This is a genomic window from Massilia sp. UYP34 (genome assembly GCF_056279385.1).
This window is the reverse complement of sequence record NZ_JBWBRF010000009.1, coordinates 128,306-152,892: the sequence shown is the minus strand read 5'-3', so window position 1 is coordinate 152,892 and position 24,587 is coordinate 128,306. Positions and strand designations below refer to the sequence as shown.

Sequence of the window (24,587 nt, the reverse complement as noted above, 5' to 3'; positions counted from 1 at the left end):
CGGGGTAGAAAATGTCGTTTCATTATAGTGGTTCGCGCACTCCCGACTTTCCAGGCTGGCAAAACGGTCGCGATCCGGGCCGTTGTCCGCTAAAATAGAGGGATTCATCTAAAGCTTTATCAAAAAAGGACACTCCATGCCATCGTTTGATGTCGTCTGCGAAGCAGACATGGTCGAAGTCAAGAACGCGGTCGAGCAATCGAACAAGGAAATCACGACCCGTTTCGACTTCAAGGGCAGCTCGGCCAATGTCGAACAAAAAGAGCGCGAACTGACCCTGCTCGCCGATTCCGATTTCCAGCTCAGCCAGGTCAAGGACGTGCTCATCAACAAGATGTCGAAGCGCAAGGTCGACGTGCGTTTCCTTGACGAAGGCAAAGTCGAGAAGATCGGCGGCGACAAGGTCAAGCAGGTGATCAAGGTGCGTAACGGCATCGAGACCGAAGACGCGAAAAAGATCACCAAGCTGGTCAAGGAAAGCAAGATGAAGGTGCAGGCCAGCATCCAGGGCGAATCGGTGCGCATCACCGGCGCCAAGCGCGACGACCTGCAGACGGCGATGGCGATGCTGCGCAAGGACGTGCAAGACCTGCCGCTGGCGTTCAATAATTTCCGCGACTGATTTTCACGATTGAGTCGCATGTGGCCGGCATGCCCGGCTTGAGAGCAACGCGCGCGCGGACATGTTTCGCGGCGCCTTGCCCGCTTAGAGTAGAATGGCGCGTGCGAATTCGTGCGCATTTCCTACGACGTTGCGCGCCGCCGCAACCCCGGGCAGATTAGGTAGTCTAAGGATAGCAATGAAACGTGTTGATGATTTCCGCCTGCGTATGGGCAACAAGGAATATGTGCCCATCATGATCGGCGGAATGGGCGTGGACATTTCGACGTCCGAGTTGGCCCTGGAAGCGGCCCGCCTCGGCGGCATCGGTCATATCTCCGACGCCATGTCCCAGGACGTGTCCGACCGCAAGTTCGACACCACCTTCGTTAAAGACAAGACGAAGACCTACAAGTTCAACATCAACAACATGAACAAGGCGGTGGTCCAGTTCGACCTGGATCACCTGGCCGAGGCGACCCGTCGCCACGTCGGCGCGACCATGGAAGCGAAGAAAGGCGATGGCCTTATCTACGTCAATTGCATGGAAAAGCTGACCATGAACGCGCCGAAGGACACCCTGCGCGTGCGCCTGGCCTCGGCGCTGGACGCCGGCATCGACGGCATCACCCTGTCGGCCGGCCTGCACCTGGGTTCGTTCGAGCTGATCAAGGACCACCCGCGCTTCCGCGACGCCCACCTGGGCATCATCGTATCGTCGGTGCGCGCGCTGCAGCTGTTCCTCAAGAAAGTTTCGCGCCTGGACCGCAAGCCCGACTTCGTCATCGTCGAAGGCCCGCTGGCCGGCGGCCACCTGGGCTTCGGTCTCGACGACTGGAAGCAGTACGACCTGCACACGATCATGGACGAGGTGCTCGCCTTCATGCAGGCCGAGCAACTGGGCATCCCGGTGATCGCCGCCGGTGGCGTATTTACCGGCTCCGATGCGGCCGGCTTCCTGGAAAAAGGCGCGGGCGGCGTGCAGGTGGCGACCCGCTTCACCGTCACCCACGAATGCGGCCTGCCGGACAACGTCAAGCAGGAATACTTCCGCGCCAACGAAGACGACATCGAAGTCAACGGCGTGTCGCCGACCGGCTATCCGATGCGCATGCTCAAGAACACGCCGGCGATCGGCTCCGGCATCCGTCCCGGCTGCGAATCCTACGGCTACCTGCTCGACGCCACCGGCAACTGCGCCTATATCAATTCGTACAACCGCGAGGTGCAGGCCCATCCGGACCAGAAGAAGGTCTCGGTGATGGACAAGACCTGCCTGTGCACGCACATGCGCAACTTCAATTGCTGGACCTGCGGCCACTACACCTACCGCCTGAAGGACACCACGCATCTGCTGGCCGACGGCAACTACCAGATCCTGAGCGCGGAACACGTGTTCAAGGATTACCAGTTCAGCACGAACAACGAGATCGCGCTGCCGGTGAAGCAGGAAGTCGCTGCCGCGTAAGCCACTCTTTTGTATCGACGCGAGCCACGGTATTGCCGTGGCTTTTTTTTTGCCCTGCATACAACCGTAACGTGGGCGACTCGCCGCCTACGCGTTCAGCCGGCGCAAGCGCGAGGTCGCGCGAACACCAGAGAGCGCAATAGACTGGACGCGTGGACGAAAGACCCGTCCGCCCGACGTTCCTTTCCCATGCAAAAAGCCACGGCATTGCCGTGGCTTTTTGTTATGCGCTTGTCGTTACGGCTTACCGGCACCACGCCGTCACCTGCTCCGTGCGGCGCGGTGCTATTCCATTACTCCTTCAGTTGCGCGGCCAGTGCTGCGATCTTCGCCGCATCGCCGCCCACCGCCTTCACCAGGCGCTTGCCGTAGTCGGCGTCCGCCTTCCAGAAGTGCGACAGCATGGTCTCGCGGGTCTCGACGTTCTGCACACGCTTCAGGTCGCCCGACAGGTTGGCGATCAGGTCGTCACGATCCTGGCTGCTCAGCGAGCGGTAGAACTCGCCGGCCTGGCGGAAGTTGAGCGTCTTGGCGATGCGCTGCTGCTGGGTGGTGCCGGTCAGCGGCAGGTTGCTCGAGCGTGCGTTCGGATCCTCGACCAGCGGCGCCAGGCGGCTTGGCTGGTAGTTCACGCTGCCCTTGCGACCATCGATATTGCCCTGGCCATCTTGCTGGTGGTTACGCACCGGCACCAGCGGCTTGTTGATCGGCAGCGACTGGAAGTTCGCGCCGAGGCGGTGGTGCTGGGTGTCGATGTACGAGAACAGGCGGCCCTGCAGCATGCGGTCTTCCGACGGCTCGATGCCCGGGACCAGGTTGCCCGGCGCCAGCGCGACTTGCTCGGTTGCTTCGAAGAAGTTGTCAGGCACGCGGTCCAGGGTCATGGTGCCGACCTTGCGCTCCGGGATGCCAGGCCAGATCTTGGTCGCATCCAGTGGATCGAAGTCGAACTTGTCCAGGTCTTGCGGCTTGAGCACCTGCACGGTCAGGTCCCAGCGCGGGAACTTGCCGGCCTTGATCGACTCGTACAGGTCGACGGTGGCGTGCGACGTGCTCTTGCCCTGCACCAGCGGGATCTCATGCGGACGCAGGTTGCGCTCGCCCTGCTTCGTTTTCCAGGCGAACTTGGCGTACACATACTCGCCCTTGGCATTGACCAGCTTGAGCGCATGCACGCTGCTGCCGTCCATCTGGCGGTAGTTGGCCGGCGTGCCGTAGTTCGAATACACGCGGGTCAGCATGGCGGTCGACTCGGGAATGTGCGAGAAGAAGTCGAACACGCGTTCCGGCTCCTGCACATTGGTGACCGGGTCCGGTTTCAGCGCGTGGATCATGTCCGGGAACTTGATCGCGTCGCGGATGAAGAAGATCGGCAGGTTGTTGCCGACCAGGTCCCAGTTGCCTTCCTGGGTATAGAACTTGGTGGCGAAGCCGCGCGGATCGCGCGCGGTTTCCGCGCCTGAGCGGCTCGGGATCACGGTCGAGAAGCGCACGAACACCGGGGTCACGGTATCGCGCTTGAACATCTTGGCGCGGGTCAGGTCGGACAAGTCGTCGGTGACGACGAAGCTGCCGTGGGCGCCGGTGCCGGTCGCGTGCACCACGCGTTCCGGGATGCGCTCGCGGTCGAAGCGCTGCAGCTTCTGGATCAGATGCACGTCCTGCAGCAGGGTCGGACCACCAGGGCCGGCGGTCTGGCTGTTCTGGTTGTCGCCAACCGGGGCGCCATTGTCCTTGGTCAGCGTCTGGGCGTAAGCACCCTGTGCCAGGGCCATGGCCCCGGCCGACAACGTCAATGCGCACAGGGCCAGGCGCCCGGCAGAAGGTAAGGCGTAGCTCATAGTCAAAACCTATTTAAGTTAATGTAGAGATAGGTAGCTTATAGATGAGTATGACGTTTATGAAATGAATTATTTTTATTGTGATCATAGGTATTTCACTAATGACGGATGACAGGTAGCGCATCACCGACGCCTGCCGCCCTCGGAATGACCCGTGATTTGTTCATGATTCCCTGTCAATGTGCGCGGACGCACCGAAAAGCCGGTGGCGTGGAAGCTACGGTAGACCCTCCACCAGCAGGGAGAGCCCGATGAGCCAGCAACACAAACCCGTCCGCGTCGAACCCGCCACCATGCCTGCCGGCGGCTGGGGCTCGGTGGACGACGTCAAGAAAGCCCTGACCGGCCAGAACGTGGTGCTGAAGGACGCGCGCCTGTTGCTCAAGCAGAACAAGCCCGACGGCTATGCCTGCGTCAGCTGCGCCTGGGCCAAGCCGGCCGACCCGCATCCTTTCGAGTTCTGTTCCAGCGGCGCCAAGGCCACCGCCTGGGAAACCACGAGCAAGGCGATCGGACCGGAATTCTTCGAGCGCCATACGCTCACCGAACTGGAAAGCTGGAGCGACCACGCGCTGGAAGACCACGGCCGCCTGACGGCGCCGCTGCGCTACGACCCTGCCAGCGACAAATACCGCCCGGTCGACTGGGAGGTGGCGTTCGCCGAGATCGGCGCCCGGTTGCGCGCCTGCGAGCGCAGCAAGGTGGTGTTCTATGCCTCGGGCCGCGCCTCGCTGGAGACCGCGTACATGTACCAGTTGCTGGCGCGCATGTACGGCAACAACAACCTGCCGGACAGCTCGAACATGTGCCACGAGAGCACCTCGGTCGGCCTGCAAAAGACCATCGGGGTCGGCGTGGGCACGGTGGGGCTGAACGACTTCAAGCACACCGACTGCATCCTGTTCTTCGGCCAGAACGTGGGCGTGAACAGCCCGCGCATGCTGCACCAGCTGCAGGAAGCGCGCGGGCGCGACGTGCCGATCATCACCTTCAACCCCTTGCGCGAGCGCGGCCTGGTGAGCTTCACCAATCCGCAATCGCCGTTCGAGATGCTGACCGGGCACGAGACCGCGATCAGCACCCAGTACCACCAGGTCAGGCCGGGCGGCGACACCGCCGCCATCATGGGCATGTCCAAGGCCGTCTTCGCGTTCGACGACGTCGCCAGGGCGGCCGGCGCGCAGCGCGTGATCGACGTCGCCTTCATCCAGGAGCACACCCATGGCTTCGAGGAATTCGAGCGCGCCGTGCGCGCCTGCGCCTGGGACGCGATCGAGCGCGAATCGGGCCTGCCGCGCGCCGCGCTCGAAGAGGCGGCCGAGGTCTATTGCAAGGCCGGCGCCGCGATGGGCGTGTACGGCATGGGCCTGACCCAGCACCGCAACGGCGTGCAGAACGTGACCATGCTGGTCAACTTGCTGCTGCTGCGCGGCAATATCGGCAAGCCGGGGGCCGGCATCTGCCCGGTGCGCGGCCACTCCAACGTGCAGGGCCAGCGCACGGTCGGCATCACCGAAAAGCCCGAACTCGCCCCGCTGGATCGACTCAAGGAACAGTACGGTTTCGAGCCGCCGCGCGACGAGGGATTGACCACGGTCGACGCCTGCGACGCGATCCTCAAGCACGAACTGCAAGCCTTCATCGGCCTGGGCGGCAACTTCCTGCGCGCGGTGCCGGAAACCCGCCTGATGGAAGCGGCCTGGCGTGAACTGCCGCTGACGGTGCAGGTCGCCACCAAGCTCAATCGCAATCACGTCATCCACGGCAAAGCCGCGTATCTGCTGCCCTGCCTGGGCCGGATCGAGATCGACCGCCAGCGCTCGGGCGCGCAGGCCGTGACGGTCGAGGACAGCACCTCGTGCATGCACGGCTCGCGCGGCATGGCCGAGCCGGCCGCCTCGACCCTGCTGTCCGAACCGGCCATCGTGGCCGGCATCGCCAAGGCCACGCTCGACCCGAACCCGCGCGTCGACTGGGATGCCTGGGTGGCCGACTACGCCACGATCCGCGACGCCATCGCCACGACCTATCCCGAGATCTTCCACGACTTCAACGAGCGCATGTGGACGCCCGGGGGCTTTCGCAAGCCGCTCGGCGCGGCCGAACGGATCTGGAAGACCGGGAGCGGCAAGGCCGAATTCACGGCGCCGGACGAACTGCCCGGCAATCCGGACATGGACGGCGGCGCCGGGGTCCTGCGCCTGTTCACGATCCGCAGCGACGGCCAGTTCAACACCACGATCTACAGTAATGACGACCGTTTCCGCGGCGTGCACGGCAGCCGCATGGTCCTGTTCATGAGCGAGGCCGACATGGCGCGCCTTGGGTTGCGCCAGGGCGACCTGGTGGACTTGCGCACGGCCGCCGACGACGGCGTCGAGCGCCGCGTCGACGGCCTGCAGATCGTGCCCTACGACGTGCCGCCCGGCTGCATCGCCGGCTACTACCCGGAGTGCAATCCCTTGATTCCGCTGTGGCATCACGCCAAGGAAAGCAAGGTGCCGGCGGCCAAGGCAATCGACGTGCTGCTCGAGCGCAGCGCCGCCGCGACGACGCCATGAACGCGCGCGCGCCGCTTGCCGGGGCCGACGATGCCGCATTCGCGCCTGCCAGCAGCGTGCCGGCGACAAGCTGGCGCGACGGCCGGCACGAAGACGGAAGCGAACTGCTGGCCGAGGAAGTGCCGGTGGCCCTGGTCTACAACGGCATCAGCCACGCCGTGATGCTGGCGTCTCCGCAAGACCTCGAGGACTTCGCCGTCGGCTTCTCGCTGTCCGAACGCATCGTCCGCTCGGCGCGCGACGTGCGCGGCGTTGAGGCCGAGGCCGGCCCGCACGGCATCGCGCTGGCCATCGACATCGCCCCCGGCGCCATGGCGCGCCTGAAGGGGACGCGGCGCGCACGCCTCGGCAAGACCGGCTGCGGCCTGTGCGGCATCGACAGCCTGGCCTGGTTCGAACGCGAGACGGCGCCGGACGAGCGCCAGCCGCCCGACGCGTGCGCCGCGCGCGCCGGCGACGCCCGCGATGCGGGCGATTCGTTCGCGCCGGAAGCGCTGCAGCGCGCCATGGCCGCCATGGCCGGCCGGCAGCGCCTGCACCAGGCCACCGGCGCCATGCATGCGGCCGGCTGGGCCGACCGCGACGGCCGCCTGCTGCTGGTGCGCGAGGACGTGGGCCGCCACAACGCCCTCGACAAGCTGGTCGGGGCACTGGCGCGCGCCGGCATCGATGCCGGCGGCGGCTGTGCGCTCGTCACCAGCCGCGCCAGCTTCGAGATGGTGCAGAAGGCGGCGCGCGCCGGCATGGGCCTGCTGGCCGCCATCTCGGCCCCGACCGCGATGGCGGTGCGGCTGGCGGACCGCGCGGGACTGACCCTGGCCGGCTTCGTGCGCGGCGGCCGCCACGTGGTCTACACGCATCCATGGCGCCTGGCGCCACGCGCCGTCGTGCATGGCTCGTAACGTTTGCCAAGTCATTTCGGAACAGGTGTAAGCTGGCTTCACGCAAGCGCGGGCCGCAGCGGCACGTGCGCGCAAGCGAGAAAGGCGGCCCGACATGTCAGCGTTCGACCCCTCCGAGCAAGTCAGCTTCCTGGCTGATGAGGCAGGGACGATCATCACCTGGTCACCCCAGTGCGCCGCGCTGTTCGGCCTGGCGGCGGGGGATGCCCTCGGCCGCCAGGCCTCCAGGTTGCTGGGCGCGGCGCCCTAGCCCGAGCTGCGCGAGGCCGGCGCCGCCGAGCTCGCGTTGCGGGCGGGGCGCGCGGCCAGCATCACGCTCACGGCCCAGCGCGATGCGAGCGGCGCCGCACGCGGCTACCACGTCAACGTCATTCCGGCAGCCCACGCCCTGCCCGATGCCGAACGCCTCGGCGCCACCGCGCTCAAGGACGTGGTCGACCTGTTGCCGGGCACCTTCTACATCCTGGACCGCAAAGGCCGCGTGCTGATGTGGAACCACAACCTCGAGCGCGTTTGTGAAATGATGCCGGAAGAACTGGCGACGGCCAATGCGTTCGAGATGCTCGACGTGAGCGACCGGGCCGAATTCGCCGACAAGCTGCGCCGCATGTTCGACGAAAATATCGAACTCGAGATGGAAGTCGACTACGTCTCGCGCAGCGGACGCGTCACCCCTGCCCTGCTGCGCGGCGCCCGCATCGACTGCGACGGCGGCCAGTACCTGTTCGGCATGGGTATCGACATCGCCAAGCGCCGCGCGCACGAGCGCCAGCTGAACCTGTACAAGCGGGCCCTGGACGCGGCCAGCAACGGCGTGATCATCGCCAGAAACGGCAGCCCCGACCAGCCGATCGAATACGTGAACCCGGCCTTCGAACGCATCACCGGCTACACCGCCGACGAGGTCATCGGCCGCGACCCGCGCTTCATGGCGGCGCCGGGGCTGGACGAGGACGAGCGCAGGCGCATGAGCCAGGCGCTGCACGAGCAGCGCTCGGTCCATGTGGTGCTGCGCAACCTGCGCAAGAACGGCGAACTGTTCTGGAACGACCTGCACATCACCCCGGTGCACGACGAAAATGGCCAGGTGACCCACTTCGTCGGCATCCTGGTCGACGTCACCGCGAGCAAGGAGCGCGCCGACCGCCTGGAACACGAGGTCAACCACGACAGCCTGACGGGCCTGGCCAACCGCACGCTGCTGTGGGACCGGCTCGACCACGCGCTGCACCTGGCCCAGCGCCACCAGACGCTGGTGGCGGCCGTGCTGATCGACCTCGACAACTTCAAGACCATCAACGACACCTTCGGCCACGACGCCGGCGACGCGGTCCTGAAGATGGTGGCGCGGCGCCTGCAGGCGACCGTGCGCGACAGCGACACCGTGGCGCGCATGTCGGGCGACGAGTTCGTGATGGTGCTGGTCGAGCAGCCCAGCCTGCGCTACACGCTGCGCATGGTCGAACGCGTGCGCCGCGCCCTGGTGATGCCGGTGGCCTTCGGCGGCAGCGAAATCCCGGTCGGCGCCAGCCTGGGCGTGGCGGCCTTCCCGCACGATGGCCGCACCTCGGCCGACCTGGTGCGGGCGGCCGACATGGCCATGTACCGGGCCAAGAGCACCGGTGGCGGCCTGCATTTCTATTCCAGCGAAATGCGCTCGGCCAGCGAGGCGCGCGCGACCCTGGCCGGCAACATGAAAAGCGCGCTCGACGACGACCAGTTGTTCCTGCTGTTCCAGCCGCGCATGGACGCGCGCAGCGGCAAGGTGCGCGGCTTCGAGGCGCTGCTACGCTGGCGCCATCCCGAACACGGGGTGATGCTGCCGGCGTCCTTCCTGGCCGAGGCCGAGGAAAGCGGGCAGATCGTCGAGATCGGCAACCGGGTGCTGGACCGGGCCTGCGCCTTCGCGCGCGAGCTGCGCGATGCCGGCTATACCGCGCTGCCGGTCGCGGTCAACGTGTCGCACCGCGAATACAGCCGCCCCACGTTCATCGCCGGCATCGCCGAACGCATGTCGCGCTACGGCCTGCCGCCCGGTACCCTCGAGATCGAAATTCCCGAGGCCGACCTGATCAGGAATCCCGGACTGGCCCGCGACCTGGCCGCCCAGTTGCGTGACGTCGGCGCCATGCTGTCGATCGACCAGTTCGGGCGCGGCATCTCCGACCTGACCTTCCTGCAGCAGCTGTCGGTGCGCCAGGTCAAACTGTCGAGGGTGGCGGTGCACAATATCGCCGACCATGGCGGCGGCTCGCTGGCCAAGGCCCTGATCGACATCGGCCGCAACCTCGACATCACGGTGGTCGGCGAAGCGGTCGAGACCGAGGCGCAGGTGGAGTTCCTGCGCACCCACGGCTGCGACCAGTTGCAGGGCCAGTGGTTCAGCGAACCGCTGTCGGCCGACGCCGCGCGGCATTTGCTGGCGCAGCGGCAGCATATGGCCTAGGTCGGCGGACGCCAGAGAGAAGCGTCAGAACGTCATTCCCGCGAAGGCGGGAATCCAATGCCTGTATGCAGCGGTAAATCACCCCGTAGCGAACACGCCGGCAAACCTGGATTCCCGCCTGCGCGGGAATGACGTGTCAACTACCCTTCACTGGTGATGCGCTTGATCAACGCGCCAAGCACCTCTTCGGCCAGCTCATTGTCCACCTGGCAGGTGCCGGCATTCTCGTGCCCGCCTCCACCATATTCCAGCATCAGCGCGCCGATATTCGTCTTCGAGGTGCGGTTGAGGATCGACTTCCCGGTGGCAAACACGGTGTTCTGCTGCTTCAGGCCCCACAGCACGTGGATCGAGATGTTCGTCTCGGGGAACAGGGCATAGATGATGAAGCGGTTGCCGGCATAGATCACGCTCTCTTGCCGCAGGTCGAGCACCACCAGGTTGCCCTCGACTTTCGCGCAGCGCCGTATCTGCTCCTTGCAGCGCGCGCTGTGCTCGCGGTACAGGGTGCTGCGCTCGACGACGTCCGGCAGCGCCATCAGGTGGTCGATGTCCTGGCTGGCGCAATGGCCGATCAGGTCCATCATGAGCTGGTAGTTCGAGATGCGGAAATCGTGGAAGCGCCCGAGGCCGGTGCGCGCGTCCATCAAGAAATTGAGCAGGTCCCAGCCTTGCGGGTCGAGCACCTCCTCGCGCGTGAAACGCGCCGAATCGCCCTTGTCGACCGCCGCCATCATGGTGTTCCAGGCGGCCGGGAAGGTGCGTGCGCCACCGTAGTGGTTGTACACCACGCGCGCCGCCGACGGCGCATCGGGATGGATGACGTGGTTCTCGCGGCGGCCGGTGTTGCGGATGGTTTCCGACAGGTGGTGGTCGAACACCAGATGGGCGCCCGCGACATAAGGCAGGTTGGTCGTGATGTCGCGGGCGGTGATCACGATCTTGCCGTCCTGCATGTCCTTGGGATGGACGAACAGGATGTCGTCGATCAGTTCGAGATGCCTGAGCAGCACGGCGCAGACCAGGCCGTCGAAATCGCTGCGGGTCACGAGGCGGAATTTGTGGGGAATAGCGGACATCTAGCACACCCTTTCGTCGTCGGTTGTGATTGGTCCCGGCATGGCCCGGCCATCGGAGAAGAGCATCATACCTTGCAATGTTTCTAATTAGTAGCTGTTGAGTTCGATCATTCCCAGCGCATGTGCACCGTCCATTCCCCGAATCCTGCAGGCTGTCGCAGGGGGCTGGTCCTGATGCGTCCGGCGCGTTAGAGTTGCATCATTCCAACGCTCATCGTCGACTTCCTCCGGCGCTGGCGGCCAAACGAGATTGACGACCATGCAAGCACGCAGTTCGATACAACACTATTTGACGGGCATCCTGTCCTGGCTCTACCGGGCCTTCGACGCGGTGGCCACCTGGGTTACCCAGCTCTCGTGGTGGAAGTTCCTCCTGTTCGCCTGCCTGACCCTGACCGCCGCCGGCATCCTGCAGGAAGAACTGTTCAACGGCCCGGTCCAGGAAGAAATCGCGCGCGCCGAGCGCGACGCCGGGCGCCGCAGCGAAGCGAGCATCCTGATCGACGAGAGCGGCATCCGCTTCAATCCGCGCACCCGTGCCCGCAGCGGCGCGGCCGAGCCGGCGGAACCGGCCGACGCGGCCGACCCTGCGGAGCCGGCGGCGCCGGCCGATCCGGATGCGCCGGCGGCGCCCCGTGCGCCGCTGCCGCCCAAGCCGCCCGCCAGCGGCGTCAGCGGCGTCAGCATCCACCCGGGCGACGATTCGGTCCATATCGAGCTGCCGCCCCAGATCGGCGAAGAACTGTCCAACGCCATCGAAGCGGCGGTCGAGGACGCCGCCGAGCAAAAGGTGTCGCGCTACCACAAGCAGGCCTCGACCTGGTTCATGAACTTCGTGCTGCTACTGCTGCTCGCCCTGTTCGGCACCAAGGCCCTGGTCGGCGGCAAGAAGCGCGCCGATGCCGAGGCCCAGGTCGCCAATGCCGCCGCCGAGCGCGAAGCCATGCAGCGCCAGCTGTCGGAAACCAGGATGCAGATGATGCAGGCCCAGGTCGAGCCGCACTTCCTGTTCAACACGCTGGCCTCGGTCGAGCACCTGATCCGGGTCGACCCGCCGCGCGCGTCGGCCATGCAGCGCAGCCTGATCCAGTACCTGCGCGCGGTGCTGCCGCAGATGCGCGACAACGCGGTGCTCACCGGCCTGGGGCGCGAAGTGGACATGGTGAACGCCTACCTGGCCCTGCTCAAGATGCGGATGGAAGAACGCCTGACGGTCGATTGGCAGATCCCGGACGGCCTGCGCAGCGCGGCCTTCCCGCCGATGATGCTGCAGTCGCTGGTCGAGAACGCGATCAAGCACGGCCTGGAATGCAAGCCCGAGGGCGGCACCCTCAAGATCGTGGCCGAGGTGGCCGACAGCAAGCTGCGCGTGACCGTGACCGACGACGGCGTGGGCTTCGGCGTGGTGCCGAGCGACGGCACCGGCCTGGGGCTGCAGACGATCCGCGAGCGCCTCAAGCTGCTGCACGGCGACAGCGCCCGCCTGCACATCGGCGCCAACAGCCCGGGCGGCGTGATCGCGACGATCGAAGTGCCTTATCAGTTGTCGAAACAGGCTTGAGCGTAAAGCTCGAGAATGACGCGCGAGGATAAGACCGAGATGCATGCGACCGCCCGGCTTGCCTGACGCCCGGTTTCATTGAATAATCATTGGATAACAAACCCGAGAAGAGACCGCCATGCCTACCGCGATAATTGCCGATGACGAAAGACTGATGCGCGACCAGCTGCGCATGCGCCTGCAGGACGCCTGGCCCGAGCTGCAGATCGTCGGCGAAGCGAAGAACGGCGACGAAGCCGTGCAGCTGGTCGGCGAGCTCAAGCCCGACCTGACCTTCCTCGACATCCGCATGCCGGGCAAGACCGGCATGGAAGCGGCGCGCGAGATCGGCGACGCCAGCCGGATCGTGTTCGTCACCGCCTACGACCAGTACGCCGTGGAAGCCTTCGAGCGCGGCGCGATCGACTACGTGCTCAAGCCGACCGAGCCGGACCGCCTGAAGATCACCGTCGACCGCCTCAAGGAACGCCTGGAGCAACCGCAGGCCGCCGGCAGCGTCAACGACAGCGTGTCGGCCATGCTGAGCCAGCTGGCCGAGAAGATCGCCGCGCCGAAGCAAAAGCACCTGCAATGGATCCAGGCCAGCATCGGCCAGGACCTGCGCATGATCCCGGTCGAGGACATCCTGTTCTTCCGGTCGGACGAGAAATACACGGCCGTACAGACGTCCAGCTTCGAAGCCCTGATCCGCAAGCCGGTGCGCGACCTGGCCGAAGAGCTCGACCCGTCGCTGTTCTGGCAGATCCATCGCGCGACCCTGGTCAACGTGAATGCGATCGAGGGCGTGACGCGCGACATCCGCGGCCGTCACCTCGTACTGGTCAAGGGGCGCCCGGAAAAGCTCGAGGTCAGCCGCAGCTTCCTGCACCTGTTCAAGCAGATGTGATCGCGCCGGCGCGCCGGCGCCTTGTCTCCCCTCAACGCCCCGCCCTTCTTCCGCGCGTAATGTAGAGGTCCCGGTCCGCGTCCGCGGCCGTCCCCTCTAACTAAGTTTCCCGCATGAGACCTCAGCGCAGGGCACGCAGTCGCCGCACCGGTCCGGTCGTGCTGGTAGCCGGCTTCCTGAGCGGCTATTGCGCCGGCAATATGGCCGCCGCCCTGCGCCGCGCCCGCGGTCCGCAGCGCGGCGTGCGCGGCTTCGACAGTCGGCGCATCGTCCACAGCGCCAGCGACGCCATCCTGTCGGTCGACGAGCACACCACCATCCTGCTGGCCAACCCGGCCGCAGCCCAGATGTTCGGTTCCAGCGTCAGCGCGATGCAGGGCTCCCAGCTGTCGCGCTTCGTCCAGCCCCCCACGCCAGAGGCGCGCACGCCGCTCGACTATTTCCCGGCCGGCGGCGGCCGTGCGGGACGGCGCGCCACCGACTACGCCGTCACCGGCATCCGCACCGGCGGCCAGCTGTTTCCCATCGAGGGCTCGATTTCGAGCGTCGAGCATGACGGCCGCCCCGTGTTCACGGTGATCCTGCGCGACGTGTCCGAGCGCCACCTGGTGCAGCAAAAGCTGGCGCGCTCGCATGACCAGCTGCGCCAGCTGTCCTCCGCCCTGCAAAGCATCCGCGAAGAAGAACGCACCCACATCGCGCGCGAGCTGCACGACGACCTGGGCCAGCTGCTCGCCTCGCTGCGCATGGACCTGACCCTGCTGGCCCGCATCGACGAATTGCCGGATGCCAGCGCACGCCTCCTGGCCGGCATGGAAACCAATCTCCTGACCGCCATCGCCTCGCTGCGCCGCATTGCCACCAACCTGCGCCCGCGCGCCCTGGACGAAGGCGGCCTGTATTTCGCGCTGCAGGGCTTGCGCGACGAGTTCGTCGAACGACACGGCATCGCCTGCACCCTGCTGGCCGACGAAGCCGAGCTGCGCCTGGACGACGCCGCTAGCACGGCCGTGTTTCGCATCGTGCAAGAAGCGCTGACCAATATCGCGCGCCATGCAGAGGCCCGCAACGTGCTGCTCAATCTGTATCGCACCAATGGCGAGCTGCTGGTGACGATCCAGGACGACGGCCGCGGCATCCGCGCCGAGGACATGGAAAAGGCCGAGTCGCTGGGCCTGGTCGGCATGCGCGAGCGGGTCTGGGCCATGCACGGCGACATCACCATCGCCGGCGACGAGCCGCCCGGCACCCGCATCGACATCGTGCTGCCGCTGAGCGGCCACGTGGTCTAGCGTTGTCTACGGATGCCCACACTAAAGGATATTGTTCACGCCATTGCGTAAAAACAACATGGTCAGACTGTCATGAACTCGACATATTGGCTCGATAAGATCGCTGTCGATCTGAGTTGATTGATCACTCAACATCTTGTCGAAACCAAACTGGAGATCTTCATGAAGTATAAGTTCCTGGCCGCCGCCGTGCTGTCGTCCCTGCCACTGTTCGCCCACGCCCAGACCAACGTCCAGATCTATGGCGTGATGGACGCTGCCATCGCGGTCGAGGATACCGACGCGCCGGGTCAAGACCGTCGTACCACCGTCAGCTCGGGCAACCAGTCGAGCAGCCGCCTGGGCTTTCGCGGTACCGAAGATCTCGGCAATGGCCTGAAAGCCCTGTTCAACATCGAAGCCGGCGTGTCGCTCGACACCGGCGCCACCGATACCCAGACCTTCGGCCGCCGCGCCGTGGTCGGCCTGCAGGGCGATTTCGGCACCCTGACCGTCGGTCGCGAATATTCGCCGATCGCCGCCGTCGCCGCCGCCACCGACATCAACGGCCAGGGCCTGTACGGTTCGAACCTGTCAGCGTTCGGCACCAATCGCCTGACCCGCCGCCTGTCGAACTCGGTCAATTACAAATCGAATTCGCTGTCCGGCTTCGTCGTCAACGCCGCCTACGCGACCGGCGAGCAGACCGCCGATCCGTCGCTCGACCTGCTGGGCGTGTCGCTCGAATACAAGAACGGCGGCCTGTACCTGGGCGCCGGCTACCACGCCATCGAGCGCCTGAACGAAGGCGACGACAAGGAAATGGCGTTTGGCGCCGGCTACAACTTCGGCGCGTTCGAAATCAAGGGTAACTGGATGAAAGCGGAGCTGGAGGGCGCCGGCGCCGCCGTCAACCCTGAATACACCAACGCCAACATCGGCGCTTCGTACGCCGTCGGCGCGAACAAGTTCTTCCTGAACTTCCAGCAGCAGAAGCTGGACAACACCGACGCCAAGGGCAACACCGTCTCGGTGTCGTACACCTACTCGCTGTCGAAGCGCACCAACATCTACACCACCTACGCCCAGCTGCGCAACAACAGCCGCGGCGTGTTCGGCATCAACGCGTCGTCGAACAACGTGACCCCGCCGGCCACCGCGCTGGGCGCCGATCCTTCGGTGTTCACGGTGGGCCTGCGTCACGCGTTCTGATCCGCGCGGGCATCCAACGCCGGCCATGCCGGCAATACCGTTAAGTCAAGCTGCTGATCTAGCCGTCAAATGCGTCGTCCCCGCGCAGGCGGGGACCCAAGTTCTGCAAACGTCGCCGAAACGCTTGCAAGATTGGGTCCCCACCTTCGTGGGGAGTCGTTACTGCCAGTGGCAGTAACGACGTTCTTACGCTAACTCAAGAAGACTTTCGCCTTAACTTACCGTCATGACGGCCATGCCGGCATTTTTTCATGGCGCCGCCAGTGCGGCGGCATCAACAGCGCCTAGGCTGCCTCCGATCGCACCAGGCGGGCCGCAATGCCCCGCTCTTCTTCGGGCGAGAAAAAATAGGGGTAGAACGAGCGCTCGCCGGTGTCGATGCCGCGCTTGAAGGCGCCGCCGAACGCCTCGACCTGTTGCGCCACGTAGGCCAGGCTGACGTGCAGCAGGAACGACGGCGCGTTCACCCGCGGATTCACCTTCAGCCCCCCTACCTGGCGAAACCCGAGCATGCGCTCGTAGAAACGGCGGTGGCGCGGATTGACTTCGATGACGGCGTCGGTGCAGCCGTGCATCGCGCGCGCGTAGATGAAGGCGAGGTGGAATACGCTGGCCAGCGCATGCTTGGACTGGACCGAATGGTCGAACGCCAGCTTGGTCACCTCGGCCAGGCGCGCGCCCTTGCCCCGGAAGGCGTCCAGTTCTTCCTTGTACATCTGGTCGGCCATCAGCGCGCGGCTGGCATCGATCCCGATGGTCAGGGTGCCCACCACCTCGTCCTGGTCCGACGCGGTCAGCGTGATGCGGTGCGGGTCGTCGGCGTCGAGCCGCGCCGCCTGGTAGCCGCGCCAGGCGTACATGCGCTCGATCAGCAGGCTGGCGCCGCTGCGGCCGTCGGGGCTGTCGGGCGAACGCAGGCCGTAGCGGGTACGCGTCATGCGGCCACCCGCGGGGTTGCTGACGATGATGGTTCGGTGCGGAGTTTGCGTGTGACGTTAGCGTGCATGGCAAGCTTTCAACGCTCACGCCGGTGTCAGGTTGACATGGACGTGAACTGTTTCGCGTGGCGGCCCGACCATCGCGCATCCTGCCCCGCTCCCGAACGGAGCGTGCACCCTTGCCCCATTATAACAAGAACAACATTGTTATCAACAGCACAACAGCACCGTGCGCGCGTCAATCCATGTTGCCATCCGGCGCCGCGGCGCCGGGGTGGCGCTCCGGCGCGCGCGGCCTGGACCGCGCCAGCTGGCGGTCGAGCGCATTCGCGAAGTGCTGGCGATCGGCCTGGCTGAAGGCGGCCGGCCCGCCGGTGTCGACGCCGCTGCCACGCAGCTCTTCCATGAAGGCGCGCATCGTCAATTGCTGGGCGATCGTGTCCTTGGTGTACCACTCGCCGCGGGGATTGAGCGGCAGGCCGCCCTTGTCCAGCACCAGGGCCGCGAGTGGAATATCGCCGGTCACGACGATGTCGCCGGGATTGACGCGCGCGACGATCTCGGCGTCGGCCGCGTCGGGCCCGGCCGGCACCTGCAGCGCGCGGATGAAGCGCGAACCCGGCACCCGCATCAGCTGGTTCGCCACCAGGGTCACGTTCAGCTGCAGGCGCTCGGCCACGCGAAACAGGATGTCCTTGATGACGGCGGGGCAGGCGTCGGCGTCGACCCAGATGTGCAACTGCCCGGGCATCACTTCAGGCGGCAGGTCAGCACCCAGTAGAACTCCCAGCGCGCAATCTTGATCTCGCGGCCGACCTTGTCCAGGCGCTTGCGCAGATAGCTGTCGGTCGGGTAGTTCTTCACCAGCTCGTGTTGATTGCCGTCGGCGTCGAGCTGGAATTCATGCGTGTTGCCCTGCAGGTCGGTGCGGGCGATGGTGGCGCTCTCGGTTTCGACGTAGGCGTCGTCGAAGATCACCAGCAGCACGTCCTTGCCCAGTCGTTTCCTGAGCGACAGCAGCAGCGCTTCCTGCTGGTCGCGCGTCAGGCGCGACCACAGGCCGGCCATGAACACGGCGCTGAACTTGTCGCCGCCGGCCAGGTCGTCAGGCAAGTCCAGCGCGTCGCCCAGGCGGTAGGCGACGTTGTCCAGGTCTTCGCCATGCAGGCGCGCCAGCTCGAGCATGGCTTCGCTGGCATCGAGCGCCAGGACGGAGTCGGCGGTTTCGGCCAGCACTTCGGTCCAGGCGCCGGTGCCGCAGCCCAGTTCCAGGATGCGGTGGCCGGCCAGCAAGGCGGCGAGCTGCTCGCGCGACTCGTCCAGGTCTTCCAGCTGCTCTTCCGAATACCCGGCGGCGGCGTTGTCGTAGTGGGCGGCGATGCCGTCGTAGTAGGCGATGACGCCGTTCTTGTCCATCTTTGATTCCATTACAGTTCGTAGTTTTCCCCACCGCGCATCGCCGACTCGACCATCTTGCGGTTGAGCGTCGGCGCCAGCAGTTCGATGAAGGTGTAGATATAGCTGCGCAGGTACGCGCCCTGCTTGATCGCCACGCGCGAGGTGTTCATGCCGAACAGGTGGCCGACCGGCAGCGCGCGCAGGTTGCGGTCGCGCTCGGGGTCGAAGGCCATCCCGGCGATGATGCCGACGCCCATGCCCAGCTCGACATAGGTCTTGATCACGTCGGCGTCGATCGCTTCCAGCAACACGTCCGGCTTCAGGTTGCGCAGGCCAAAGGCGTGGTCGATCTTGCTGCGGCCGGCGAAGGCGGCATCATACGTGATCACGGGGTAGCTGGCGATTTCCTCGAGCGAAATGGCGCGCGACTTGAACAGCGGGTGGTCCGGAGGCGCCACTACCACGTGCTCCCACTGGTAAGCGGGCAAGGTGATCAGGCCGTCGACGGCGGTGATCGATTCGGTGGCGATGGCCAGGTCGGCCTGGTCGTTCTTGACCATGTCGGCGATCTGCTTTGGATTACCCTGCAGCAGCGACAGGCGCACCTTCGGATACTTCTGCATGAAGGCCTGGACCACCTTCGGCAGCATGTAGCGCGCCTGGGTGTGAGTGGTGGCGATGGTAAAGCTGCCGCTGTCGTGGGCCGCATACTCCTTGCCGATGCGTTTCAGGCTGTCGATCTCCTGCATGATCAGCTCGACCGACTGCAGCACCAGCCGCCCCGGCTCGGTCAGGCCGCGGATGCGCTTGCCGTGACGGGTGAAAATGTCGACCCCAAGCTCTTCCTCCAGCTCGATGATGGCCTTCGAGACCCCGGGCTGGGAGGTAAACAATGCCTTGGCGGCATCAGTCAGATTGTAGTTCTGGCGGACGGCCTCGCGCACGAAGCGCAGTTGATGGAGATTCATTTGATCATTATTGTTGTTAAAGAGGCAGCGAAGCGCCAACGAACGACATTCTAAGATGCTTATTCGGGTTACGCATATAAGCAAATAAATTATCCGTAGTTTGGAATATAAGCTTAGCTCCGTATGATCGGGGACATTATTTAATGGGCGAACACCATCCGCCTCACCTCATTCGGACCCAGCACATGTACCGTTACGACCATTATGACCACCTCATCGTGCGCGAGCGCATCGCCCAGTATCGCGACCAGGTCGCCCGCCGCCTGAGCGGCGAGCTGCTGGAAGAGGAATTCCTGCCCCTGCGCCTGCAGAATGGCCTGTACATGCAGCGCCACGCCTACATGCTGCGCGTCGCGGTGCCGTACGGCCTGCTGTCGGCGGACCAGATGCGCATGTTCGCCCATATCGCCCGTAAGTACGACCGCGGCTACGGCCACTTCACCACGCGCCAGAACATCCAGTACAACTGGATCGAGCTGGAGCAGACGCCGGACATCCTGACCGACCTGGCTTCGGTCGAAATGCACGCGATCCAAACCTCGGGCAATTGCATCCGCAACATTACCACCGACGAGTATGCCGGTGTGGCGGCCGACGAGATCGTCGATCCGCGTCCCTTCGCCGAGATCCTGCGCCAGTGGAGCACGTTCCACCCAGAATTCCTGGCCTTGCCGCGCAAGTTCAAGGTGGCCATCAATGGCGCGCTGGAAGACCGCGCCGCGATCGCCGTGCACGACATCGGCCTGACCGTCGTGCGCAACGAATCCGGCGAAGTCGGCTTCAAGTTCATGGCCGGCGGCGGCATGGGCCGCACCCCGATCCTGGGCAGCGTGATCCGCGAGTTCCTGCCGTGGCGGCACCTGCTGACCTATACCGAAGCCGTGATGCGTGTGTATAACACGCATGGCCGCCGCGACAACAAGTACAAGGCCCGCATCAAGATCCTGCTCAAGGCTGTGGGCGTCGAGGAATTCACGCGCCAGGTCGAGGAAGAATGGGCCGACCTGAAGGACGGTCCCGAAACCCTCACCCAGGAAGAATTCGACCGCGTGGCCAAGTGGTTCCAGCCGCACGCCTACCGCGAGCTGGCCGATACCGACGTCGTCGCCGCGCAACCGGACGACCGCGCCTTCGCCAACTGGCTCAACCGCAACGTCAAGCCGCACAAGGTGCCTGGTTACGCCGCCGTCGTGCTGTCGCTCAAGAAAAACGGCGTGCCGCCGGGCGACGCCACCGCCGAGCAGATGGACTTCGTGGCCGAGCTGGCCGACCGCTTCAGCTTCGGCCAGGTGCGCGTGACCCACGAGCAGAACCTGGTGCTGGCCGACGTCGAGCAGGGCAAGCTGTTCGAGGTGTGGCAGCTGGCCAAGTCGAAAGGCATGGCCACGCCGAACATCGGCCTGCTGACCGACATTATCGCCTGCCCGGGCGGCGACTACTGCTCGCTGGCGAACGCGAAATCGCTCCCGATCGCCGCCGCCATCGCCGAGCGTTTCGACGACCTGGACTTCCAGCACGATATCGGCGACATCGAACTGAATATCTCGGGCTGCATCAATGCCTGCGGCCACCATCACGTCGGCAATATCGGCGTGCTGGGCGTCGACAAGGACGGCAGCGAGTGGTACCAGGTGTCGATCGGCGGCGCCCAGGGCAACGAGTCCGCCATCGGCAAGATCATCGGCCCATCGTTCTCGGCGGTGCAGATGCCGGAAGTGATCGGACGCTTGCTCGAAGTCTATGTTCGCTGCCGCATCGACGGTGAGCGCTTCGTCGACACCGTGCAGCGCCTGGGCATCGCCCCATTCAAGGAACACGTCTATGCCACGCCGATCCCGGCGGGCGAACTGGTTGGAGAGGACCACTATGCTTGATCAACACCCACAGATCATCAAGGGTCGCGAAGTGGTCAACGACGACTGGAGCGTCCTGAAACTCGACGAGAACCAGACGCCGGAGACCGTTGAGGTCCCGGCCGGCAAGATCATCGTGCCGCTGAGCGTATGGCAGGCGCAGCGCGATGCGCTGCTCGCACGCGCCGCGCTGGGCGTCTGGCTGGCGCCGGACGAGAGCGCCGCCGCCATCAAGGACGAGTTGCAGCGCTTCCAGGTGATCGCCATCGATTTCCCGAAATTCACCGATGGCCGCGGCTATTCGATCGCCTACAACCTGCGCAAGCGCCTGGGCTGGACCGGCGAATTGCGCGCGATCGGCGACGTGCTGCGCGACCAGCTGTTCCAGATGGCGCGCTGCGGCTTCGACGCCTTCGCCACCCGGCCAGACCGCAGCATCCACGACGCGCTCAAGGGCTTGTCGGTGTTTTCAGAAACCTACCAGGCGACGGTCGACAATCCGATCCCGCTGTTCCGCCGGGTTCCACGCGATACCCCGGCTGAACACCGCGACGTCGGCGCCGGTATCTAGGAGCTTCCAGCATGAGTGACCTCCATCATCGCGTGGAAGAAACCCACGCGATACTGGCCCGTATTGCCCGCGACTTCACGCCGGCCGTGTTCGCATCGAGCCTGGCGGCCGAAGACATGGTGCTGACTGACTTGATCTTGAAGGCAAAATTGCCGATCGCGATCTTCTCGCTCGAAACCGGCCGCCTGCACGCCGAAACGCTGTCGATGGTCGAACGCGTCAAGGAAAACTATGACTACGACATCGCGCTATATCGCCCGCAACCCGAGGCGGTCGCGCGCTACGTGGCCGACCATGGCCTGAACGCCTTCTACGACAGCGTCGAGATGCGCAAGGAATGCTGCCGCATCCGCAAGGTCGAGCCGCTGGGCCGCGCCCTGGCGGGCAAGCGCGCCTGGATCACCGGCCAGCGCCGTGCCCAGTCGAGCACGCGCGCCGAACTGGCGGTGCAAGAAGACGATCAGGCCCACGGCATGCAGAAATTCAATCCGCTGACCGACTGGAGCGAGCAGAACGTCTGGGACTACTTACGCAACAATAACGTTCCCTACAATCCCCTGCATGACCGCGGCTACCCGTCGATCGGCTGCGAACCCTGCACCCGGGCCATCCAGCCGGGCGAGGACGTGCGCGCCGGACGCTGGTGGTGGGAAAACCCGGACTCCAAGGAGTGCGGCTTGCACGTGGTGGACGGCAAACTTATTCGTATCAAATCCGTGGCCGTTTGAGCCACGACCCGAGAAAAGAACAGGCACAGCCATGACAACTGTTAGCGACAACGTAGTACTGAGCGACGTCAATGCCGCCCACCTGGACGCGCTGGAATCGGAAGCGATTCACATCATGCGCGAAGTGGCGGCCGAATGCAGCAACCCTGCCCTGCTGTTCTCGGGCGGCAAGGACTCGGTGGTCCTGCTGCGCCTGGCCGAGAAGGCTTTCCGCCCGGGCAAATTCCCCTTCCCGCTGGTGCACATCGACACCGGCCACAACTTCGACGAAGTGATCGCCTTCCGCGACGCACGTGCGGCCGAGCTGGGCGAGCGCCTGATCGTCGGCAGCGTCGAAGACTCGATCAAGCGCGGCACCGTACGCCTGCGCAATCCACAGCTCGACTCGCGCAACGCGGCCCAGGCCGTGACCTTGCTGGAAACCATTGCCGAACACGGCTTCGACGCCTGCATCGGCGGCGCCCGCCGCGACGAAGAAAAAGCGCGCGCCAAGGAACGCATCTTTTCCTTCCGCGACGAGTTCGGCCAGTGGGACCCGAAAGCCCAGCGCCCCGAGCTGTGGGACCTGTATAACACCCGCGTGCATCCGGGCGAGAACATGCGCGTGTTCCCGATCTCGAACTGGACCGAGCTCGACGTGTGGCAGTACATCGCCCGCGAAAAGCTGGCGCTGCCGTCGATCTATTTTGCCCACCAGCGCGACGTGATCCCGCGTAACGGCCTGCTGGTGCCGCTGACCCCGCTCACCCCGGCGCGCGAAGGCGAAACCGTCGAAAACCGCACCGTGCGCTTCCGGACCGTCGGCGACATCTCGTGCACCTGCCCGGTGGCGTCCACTGCCGATACCGTGGCCGGCATCATCGCCGAGACGGCCGTCACCGAAGTGACCGAACGCGGCGCGACCCGGATGGACGACCAGACTTCCGAAGCCTCGATGGAAAAACGCAAGAAAGCAGGATACTTCTGATGAACGCCCGCACCGACAATTTCGAAGACACATTGGACCAACAAGCCGGCTCGACCCTGCTGCGCTTCATCACCGCCGGCTCGGTGGACGATGGCAAGAGCACCCTGATCGGCCGCCTGCTGTTCGACAGCAAGGGCATCTTCGCCGACCAGCTGGCCGCCGTCTCGCGCGCCAAGCACAAGCGCACCGTGGGCGACACCATCGACCTGTCGCTGCTGACCGACGGCCTCGAAGCCGAGCGCGAGCAGGGCATCACGATCGACGTGGCCTACCGTTATTTCGCCACGCCGAAGCGCAAGTTCATCATCGCCGACACCCCGGGCCACGAGCAGTACACCCGCAACATGGTCACCGGCGCCTCGACCGCCGACGCCGTGATCATCCTGATCGACGTGTCGAAAGTGAAGCTGCGCGAGGACGGCGGCGTCGACCTGCTCACGCAGACCAAGCGCCACTCCACCATCGCCAAGCTGCTGCAGATCGAGCACGTGGTGGTGGCCGTGAACAAGATGGACCTGATCGACTACGACCGCACCGTCTACGAGCGCATCGTGGCCGAGTACGAGAAGTTTGCCCAGTCGCTGGGCCTGAAGGACATTACCGCGATTCCGCTGTCGGCGCTGGCCGGCGACAACGTCGTGGAGCGTTCCGACAAACTGGCCTGGTACGAAGGCCCGACCCTGATCGAGCTGCTCGAATCGCTGTCGGTCTATGACCAGTCGCACGCCGCGCCATTCCGCTTCCCGGTGCAGCTGGTGGCGCGCCACAACGGCCACGAGGCGAACGACTTCCGCGGCTATATGGGCCGCATCGAATCGGGCGTGGTCAAGGTCGGCGACCAGCTGGTGGTGCAGCCCTCGAACCAGGCCGCGACGGTCAAAGAGATCGTCACCTTCGACGGTCCGCTGGAATCGGCCGTGGCCGGCCAGTCGGTGACCCTGGTGCTGAACGAATACGTCGATGTCTCGCGCGGCGACATGCTGGCCGGCAGCGCGCAGCCGGCGACCCTGCTCAAGCAGGTGACGGCCGACGTGTGCTGGATGGCCGACGAGCCGCTCGACCTGCGCCGCAAGTACTGGATCAAGCACGGCACCCGCCAGACCGCGGCCAAGGTGGCGCGCCTGGACACCATCCTGGACGTGAACACGCAAGAGCGCCATCCGGCGGAGGGACTGAAGTTGAACGACATCGCGCGCGTGCAGCTGACCGTCCAGCAGCCGCTGGCGGCCGACGCCTACGCCGACATCCGCGCCACCGGCGCCTTCATCCTGATCGATGAAGTCACCCACCAGACCGTCGCAGCGGGTATGATCCGCATCGAAGACTAATCGATACA

At 65.1% G+C, this 24,587-nt stretch carries 21 protein-coding genes; 15 read left to right on the top strand and 6 right to left on the bottom strand.

The window, feature by feature from the left end:
* The first annotated feature begins 136 nt into the window (after window positions 1-136).
* Together ACZ9AQ_RS15685 and ACZ9AQ_RS15680 are read left to right on the top strand one after the other, a co-directional pair.
* Entirely contained in the window at window positions 137-622 is a 486-nt protein-coding gene (locus ACZ9AQ_RS15685; RefSeq protein ID WP_429204420.1) for a YajQ family cyclic di-GMP-binding protein, read from the top strand.
* A 178-nt stretch (window positions 623-800) separates the two neighbouring features.
* A complete protein-coding gene (locus tag ACZ9AQ_RS15680; RefSeq protein WP_429204419.1) occupies window positions 801-2,069 on the top strand; it encodes a nitronate monooxygenase in 1,269 nt (422 codons plus the stop codon).
* Between the two features lie 293 nt (window positions 2,070-2,362).
* Here ACZ9AQ_RS15680 and ACZ9AQ_RS15675 read toward each other — a convergent pair whose 3' ends face one another.
* Window positions 2,363-3,910: a catalase gene (locus tag ACZ9AQ_RS15675; RefSeq protein WP_429204417.1), complete on the bottom strand. Its 1,548-nt coding sequence runs from the start codon at window positions 3,908-3,910 to the stop codon at window positions 2,363-2,365.
* Window positions 3,911-4,161: 251 nt separating this feature from the next.
* Here ACZ9AQ_RS15675 and ACZ9AQ_RS15670 point away from each other — a divergent pair, with 251 nt between their 5' ends.
* From ACZ9AQ_RS15670 to ACZ9AQ_RS15655, 4 genes are all read left to right on the top strand, one after another.
* The gene (locus ACZ9AQ_RS15670; protein WP_429204416.1) at window positions 4,162-6,471 is read left to right on the top strand and encodes an FdhF/YdeP family oxidoreductase; all 2,310 of its coding nucleotides are present in this window, start codon (window positions 4,162-4,164) and stop codon (window positions 6,469-6,471) included.
* Window positions 6,468-7,373, top strand: a complete 906-nt coding sequence (gene fdhD / locus ACZ9AQ_RS15665; protein WP_429204415.1) for a formate dehydrogenase accessory sulfurtransferase FdhD — start codon at window positions 6,468-6,470, stop codon at window positions 7,371-7,373. The genes ACZ9AQ_RS15670 and fdhD overlap by 4 nt, the downstream gene beginning before the upstream one ends.
* A 94-nt stretch (window positions 7,374-7,467) precedes the next feature.
* On the top strand, window positions 7,468-7,623 hold the full coding sequence (locus ACZ9AQ_RS15660; RefSeq protein ID WP_429204413.1) for a hypothetical protein: 156 nt from the start codon (window positions 7,468-7,470) through the stop codon (window positions 7,621-7,623).
* 36 nt (window positions 7,624-7,659) lie between these two features.
* On the top strand, window positions 7,660-9,819 hold the full coding sequence (locus ACZ9AQ_RS15655) for a sensor domain-containing protein (RefSeq protein ID WP_429204411.1): 2,160 nt from the start codon (window positions 7,660-7,662) through the stop codon (window positions 9,817-9,819).
* A gap of 140 nt (window positions 9,820-9,959) precedes the next feature.
* Here ACZ9AQ_RS15655 and ACZ9AQ_RS15650 read toward each other — a convergent pair whose 3' ends face one another.
* Complete coding sequence (locus tag ACZ9AQ_RS15650) at window positions 9,960-10,898, bottom strand: exopolyphosphatase (protein WP_429204410.1); 939 nt, start codon at window positions 10,896-10,898, stop codon at window positions 9,960-9,962.
* A gap of 259 nt (window positions 10,899-11,157) precedes the next feature.
* Between ACZ9AQ_RS15650 and ACZ9AQ_RS15645 the strand changes: the two genes are divergently transcribed.
* From ACZ9AQ_RS15645 to ACZ9AQ_RS15630, 4 genes are all read left to right on the top strand, one after another.
* Entirely contained in the window at window positions 11,158-12,459 is a 1,302-nt protein-coding gene (locus ACZ9AQ_RS15645; protein ID WP_429204409.1) for a sensor histidine kinase, read from the top strand.
* Between the two features lie 118 nt (window positions 12,460-12,577).
* Window positions 12,578-13,345, top strand: a complete 768-nt coding sequence (locus tag ACZ9AQ_RS15640) for a LytR/AlgR family response regulator transcription factor (protein ID WP_429204408.1) — start codon at window positions 12,578-12,580, stop codon at window positions 13,343-13,345.
* 113 nt (window positions 13,346-13,458) lie between these two features.
* The gene (locus ACZ9AQ_RS15635; RefSeq protein ID WP_429204407.1) at window positions 13,459-14,637 is read left to right on the top strand and encodes a PAS domain-containing sensor histidine kinase; all 1,179 of its coding nucleotides are present in this window, start codon (window positions 13,459-13,461) and stop codon (window positions 14,635-14,637) included.
* Window positions 14,638-14,799: 162 nt separating this feature from the next.
* Entirely contained in the window at window positions 14,800-15,828 is a 1,029-nt protein-coding gene (locus tag ACZ9AQ_RS15630) for a porin (protein ID WP_429204405.1), read from the top strand.
* 284 nt (window positions 15,829-16,112) lie between these two features.
* Here ACZ9AQ_RS15630 and ACZ9AQ_RS15625 read toward each other — a convergent pair whose 3' ends face one another.
* The 4 genes from ACZ9AQ_RS15625 to ACZ9AQ_RS15610 form a co-directional block, all read right to left on the bottom strand.
* On the bottom strand, window positions 16,113-16,766 hold the full coding sequence (locus tag ACZ9AQ_RS15625) for a GNAT family N-acetyltransferase (protein WP_429204403.1): 654 nt from the start codon (window positions 16,764-16,766) through the stop codon (window positions 16,113-16,115).
* 238 nt (window positions 16,767-17,004) lie between these two features.
* Window positions 17,005-17,505 carry a YaiI/YqxD family protein gene (locus ACZ9AQ_RS15620; RefSeq protein WP_429204455.1) on the bottom strand — a complete coding sequence of 167 codons (501 nt, stop codon included), beginning with the start codon at window positions 17,503-17,505 and terminating at the stop codon, window positions 17,005-17,007.
* Between the two features lie 11 nt (window positions 17,506-17,516).
* Window positions 17,517-18,194: a class I SAM-dependent methyltransferase gene (locus ACZ9AQ_RS15615; protein WP_429204401.1), complete on the bottom strand. Its 678-nt coding sequence runs from the start codon at window positions 18,192-18,194 to the stop codon at window positions 17,517-17,519.
* Entirely contained in the window at window positions 18,194-19,132 is a 939-nt protein-coding gene (locus ACZ9AQ_RS15610; protein ID WP_429204399.1) for a CysB family HTH-type transcriptional regulator, read from the bottom strand. Before ACZ9AQ_RS15610 ends, ACZ9AQ_RS15615 begins: the two co-directional genes overlap by 1 nt.
* Window positions 19,133-19,317: 185 nt before the next feature.
* Between ACZ9AQ_RS15610 and ACZ9AQ_RS15605 the strand changes: the two genes are divergently transcribed.
* From ACZ9AQ_RS15605 to ACZ9AQ_RS15585, 5 genes are read left to right on the top strand one after another with little or no spacing between them, the layout of a single operon-like run.
* Window positions 19,318-21,006, top strand: coding sequence for a nitrite/sulfite reductase (locus ACZ9AQ_RS15605; RefSeq protein WP_429204397.1), 1,689 nt, complete (start codon window positions 19,318-19,320; stop codon window positions 21,004-21,006).
* Entirely contained in the window at window positions 20,999-21,556 is a 558-nt protein-coding gene (locus ACZ9AQ_RS15600; protein ID WP_429204395.1) for a DUF934 domain-containing protein, read from the top strand. Before ACZ9AQ_RS15605 ends, ACZ9AQ_RS15600 begins: the two co-directional genes overlap by 8 nt.
* A gap of 11 nt (window positions 21,557-21,567) precedes the next feature.
* Window positions 21,568-22,284, top strand: coding sequence for a phosphoadenylyl-sulfate reductase (locus ACZ9AQ_RS15595; RefSeq protein WP_429204394.1), 717 nt, complete (start codon window positions 21,568-21,570; stop codon window positions 22,282-22,284).
* A gap of 31 nt (window positions 22,285-22,315) precedes the next feature.
* Window positions 22,316-23,251: a sulfate adenylyltransferase subunit CysD gene (cysD, locus tag ACZ9AQ_RS15590; RefSeq protein WP_429204392.1), complete on the top strand. Its 936-nt coding sequence runs from the start codon at window positions 22,316-22,318 to the stop codon at window positions 23,249-23,251.
* On the top strand, window positions 23,251-24,579 hold the full coding sequence (locus ACZ9AQ_RS15585; protein ID WP_429204390.1) for a sulfate adenylyltransferase subunit 1: 1,329 nt from the start codon (window positions 23,251-23,253) through the stop codon (window positions 24,577-24,579). The genes cysD and ACZ9AQ_RS15585 overlap by 1 nt, the downstream gene beginning before the upstream one ends.
* Window positions 24,580-24,587 lie beyond the last annotated feature (8 nt).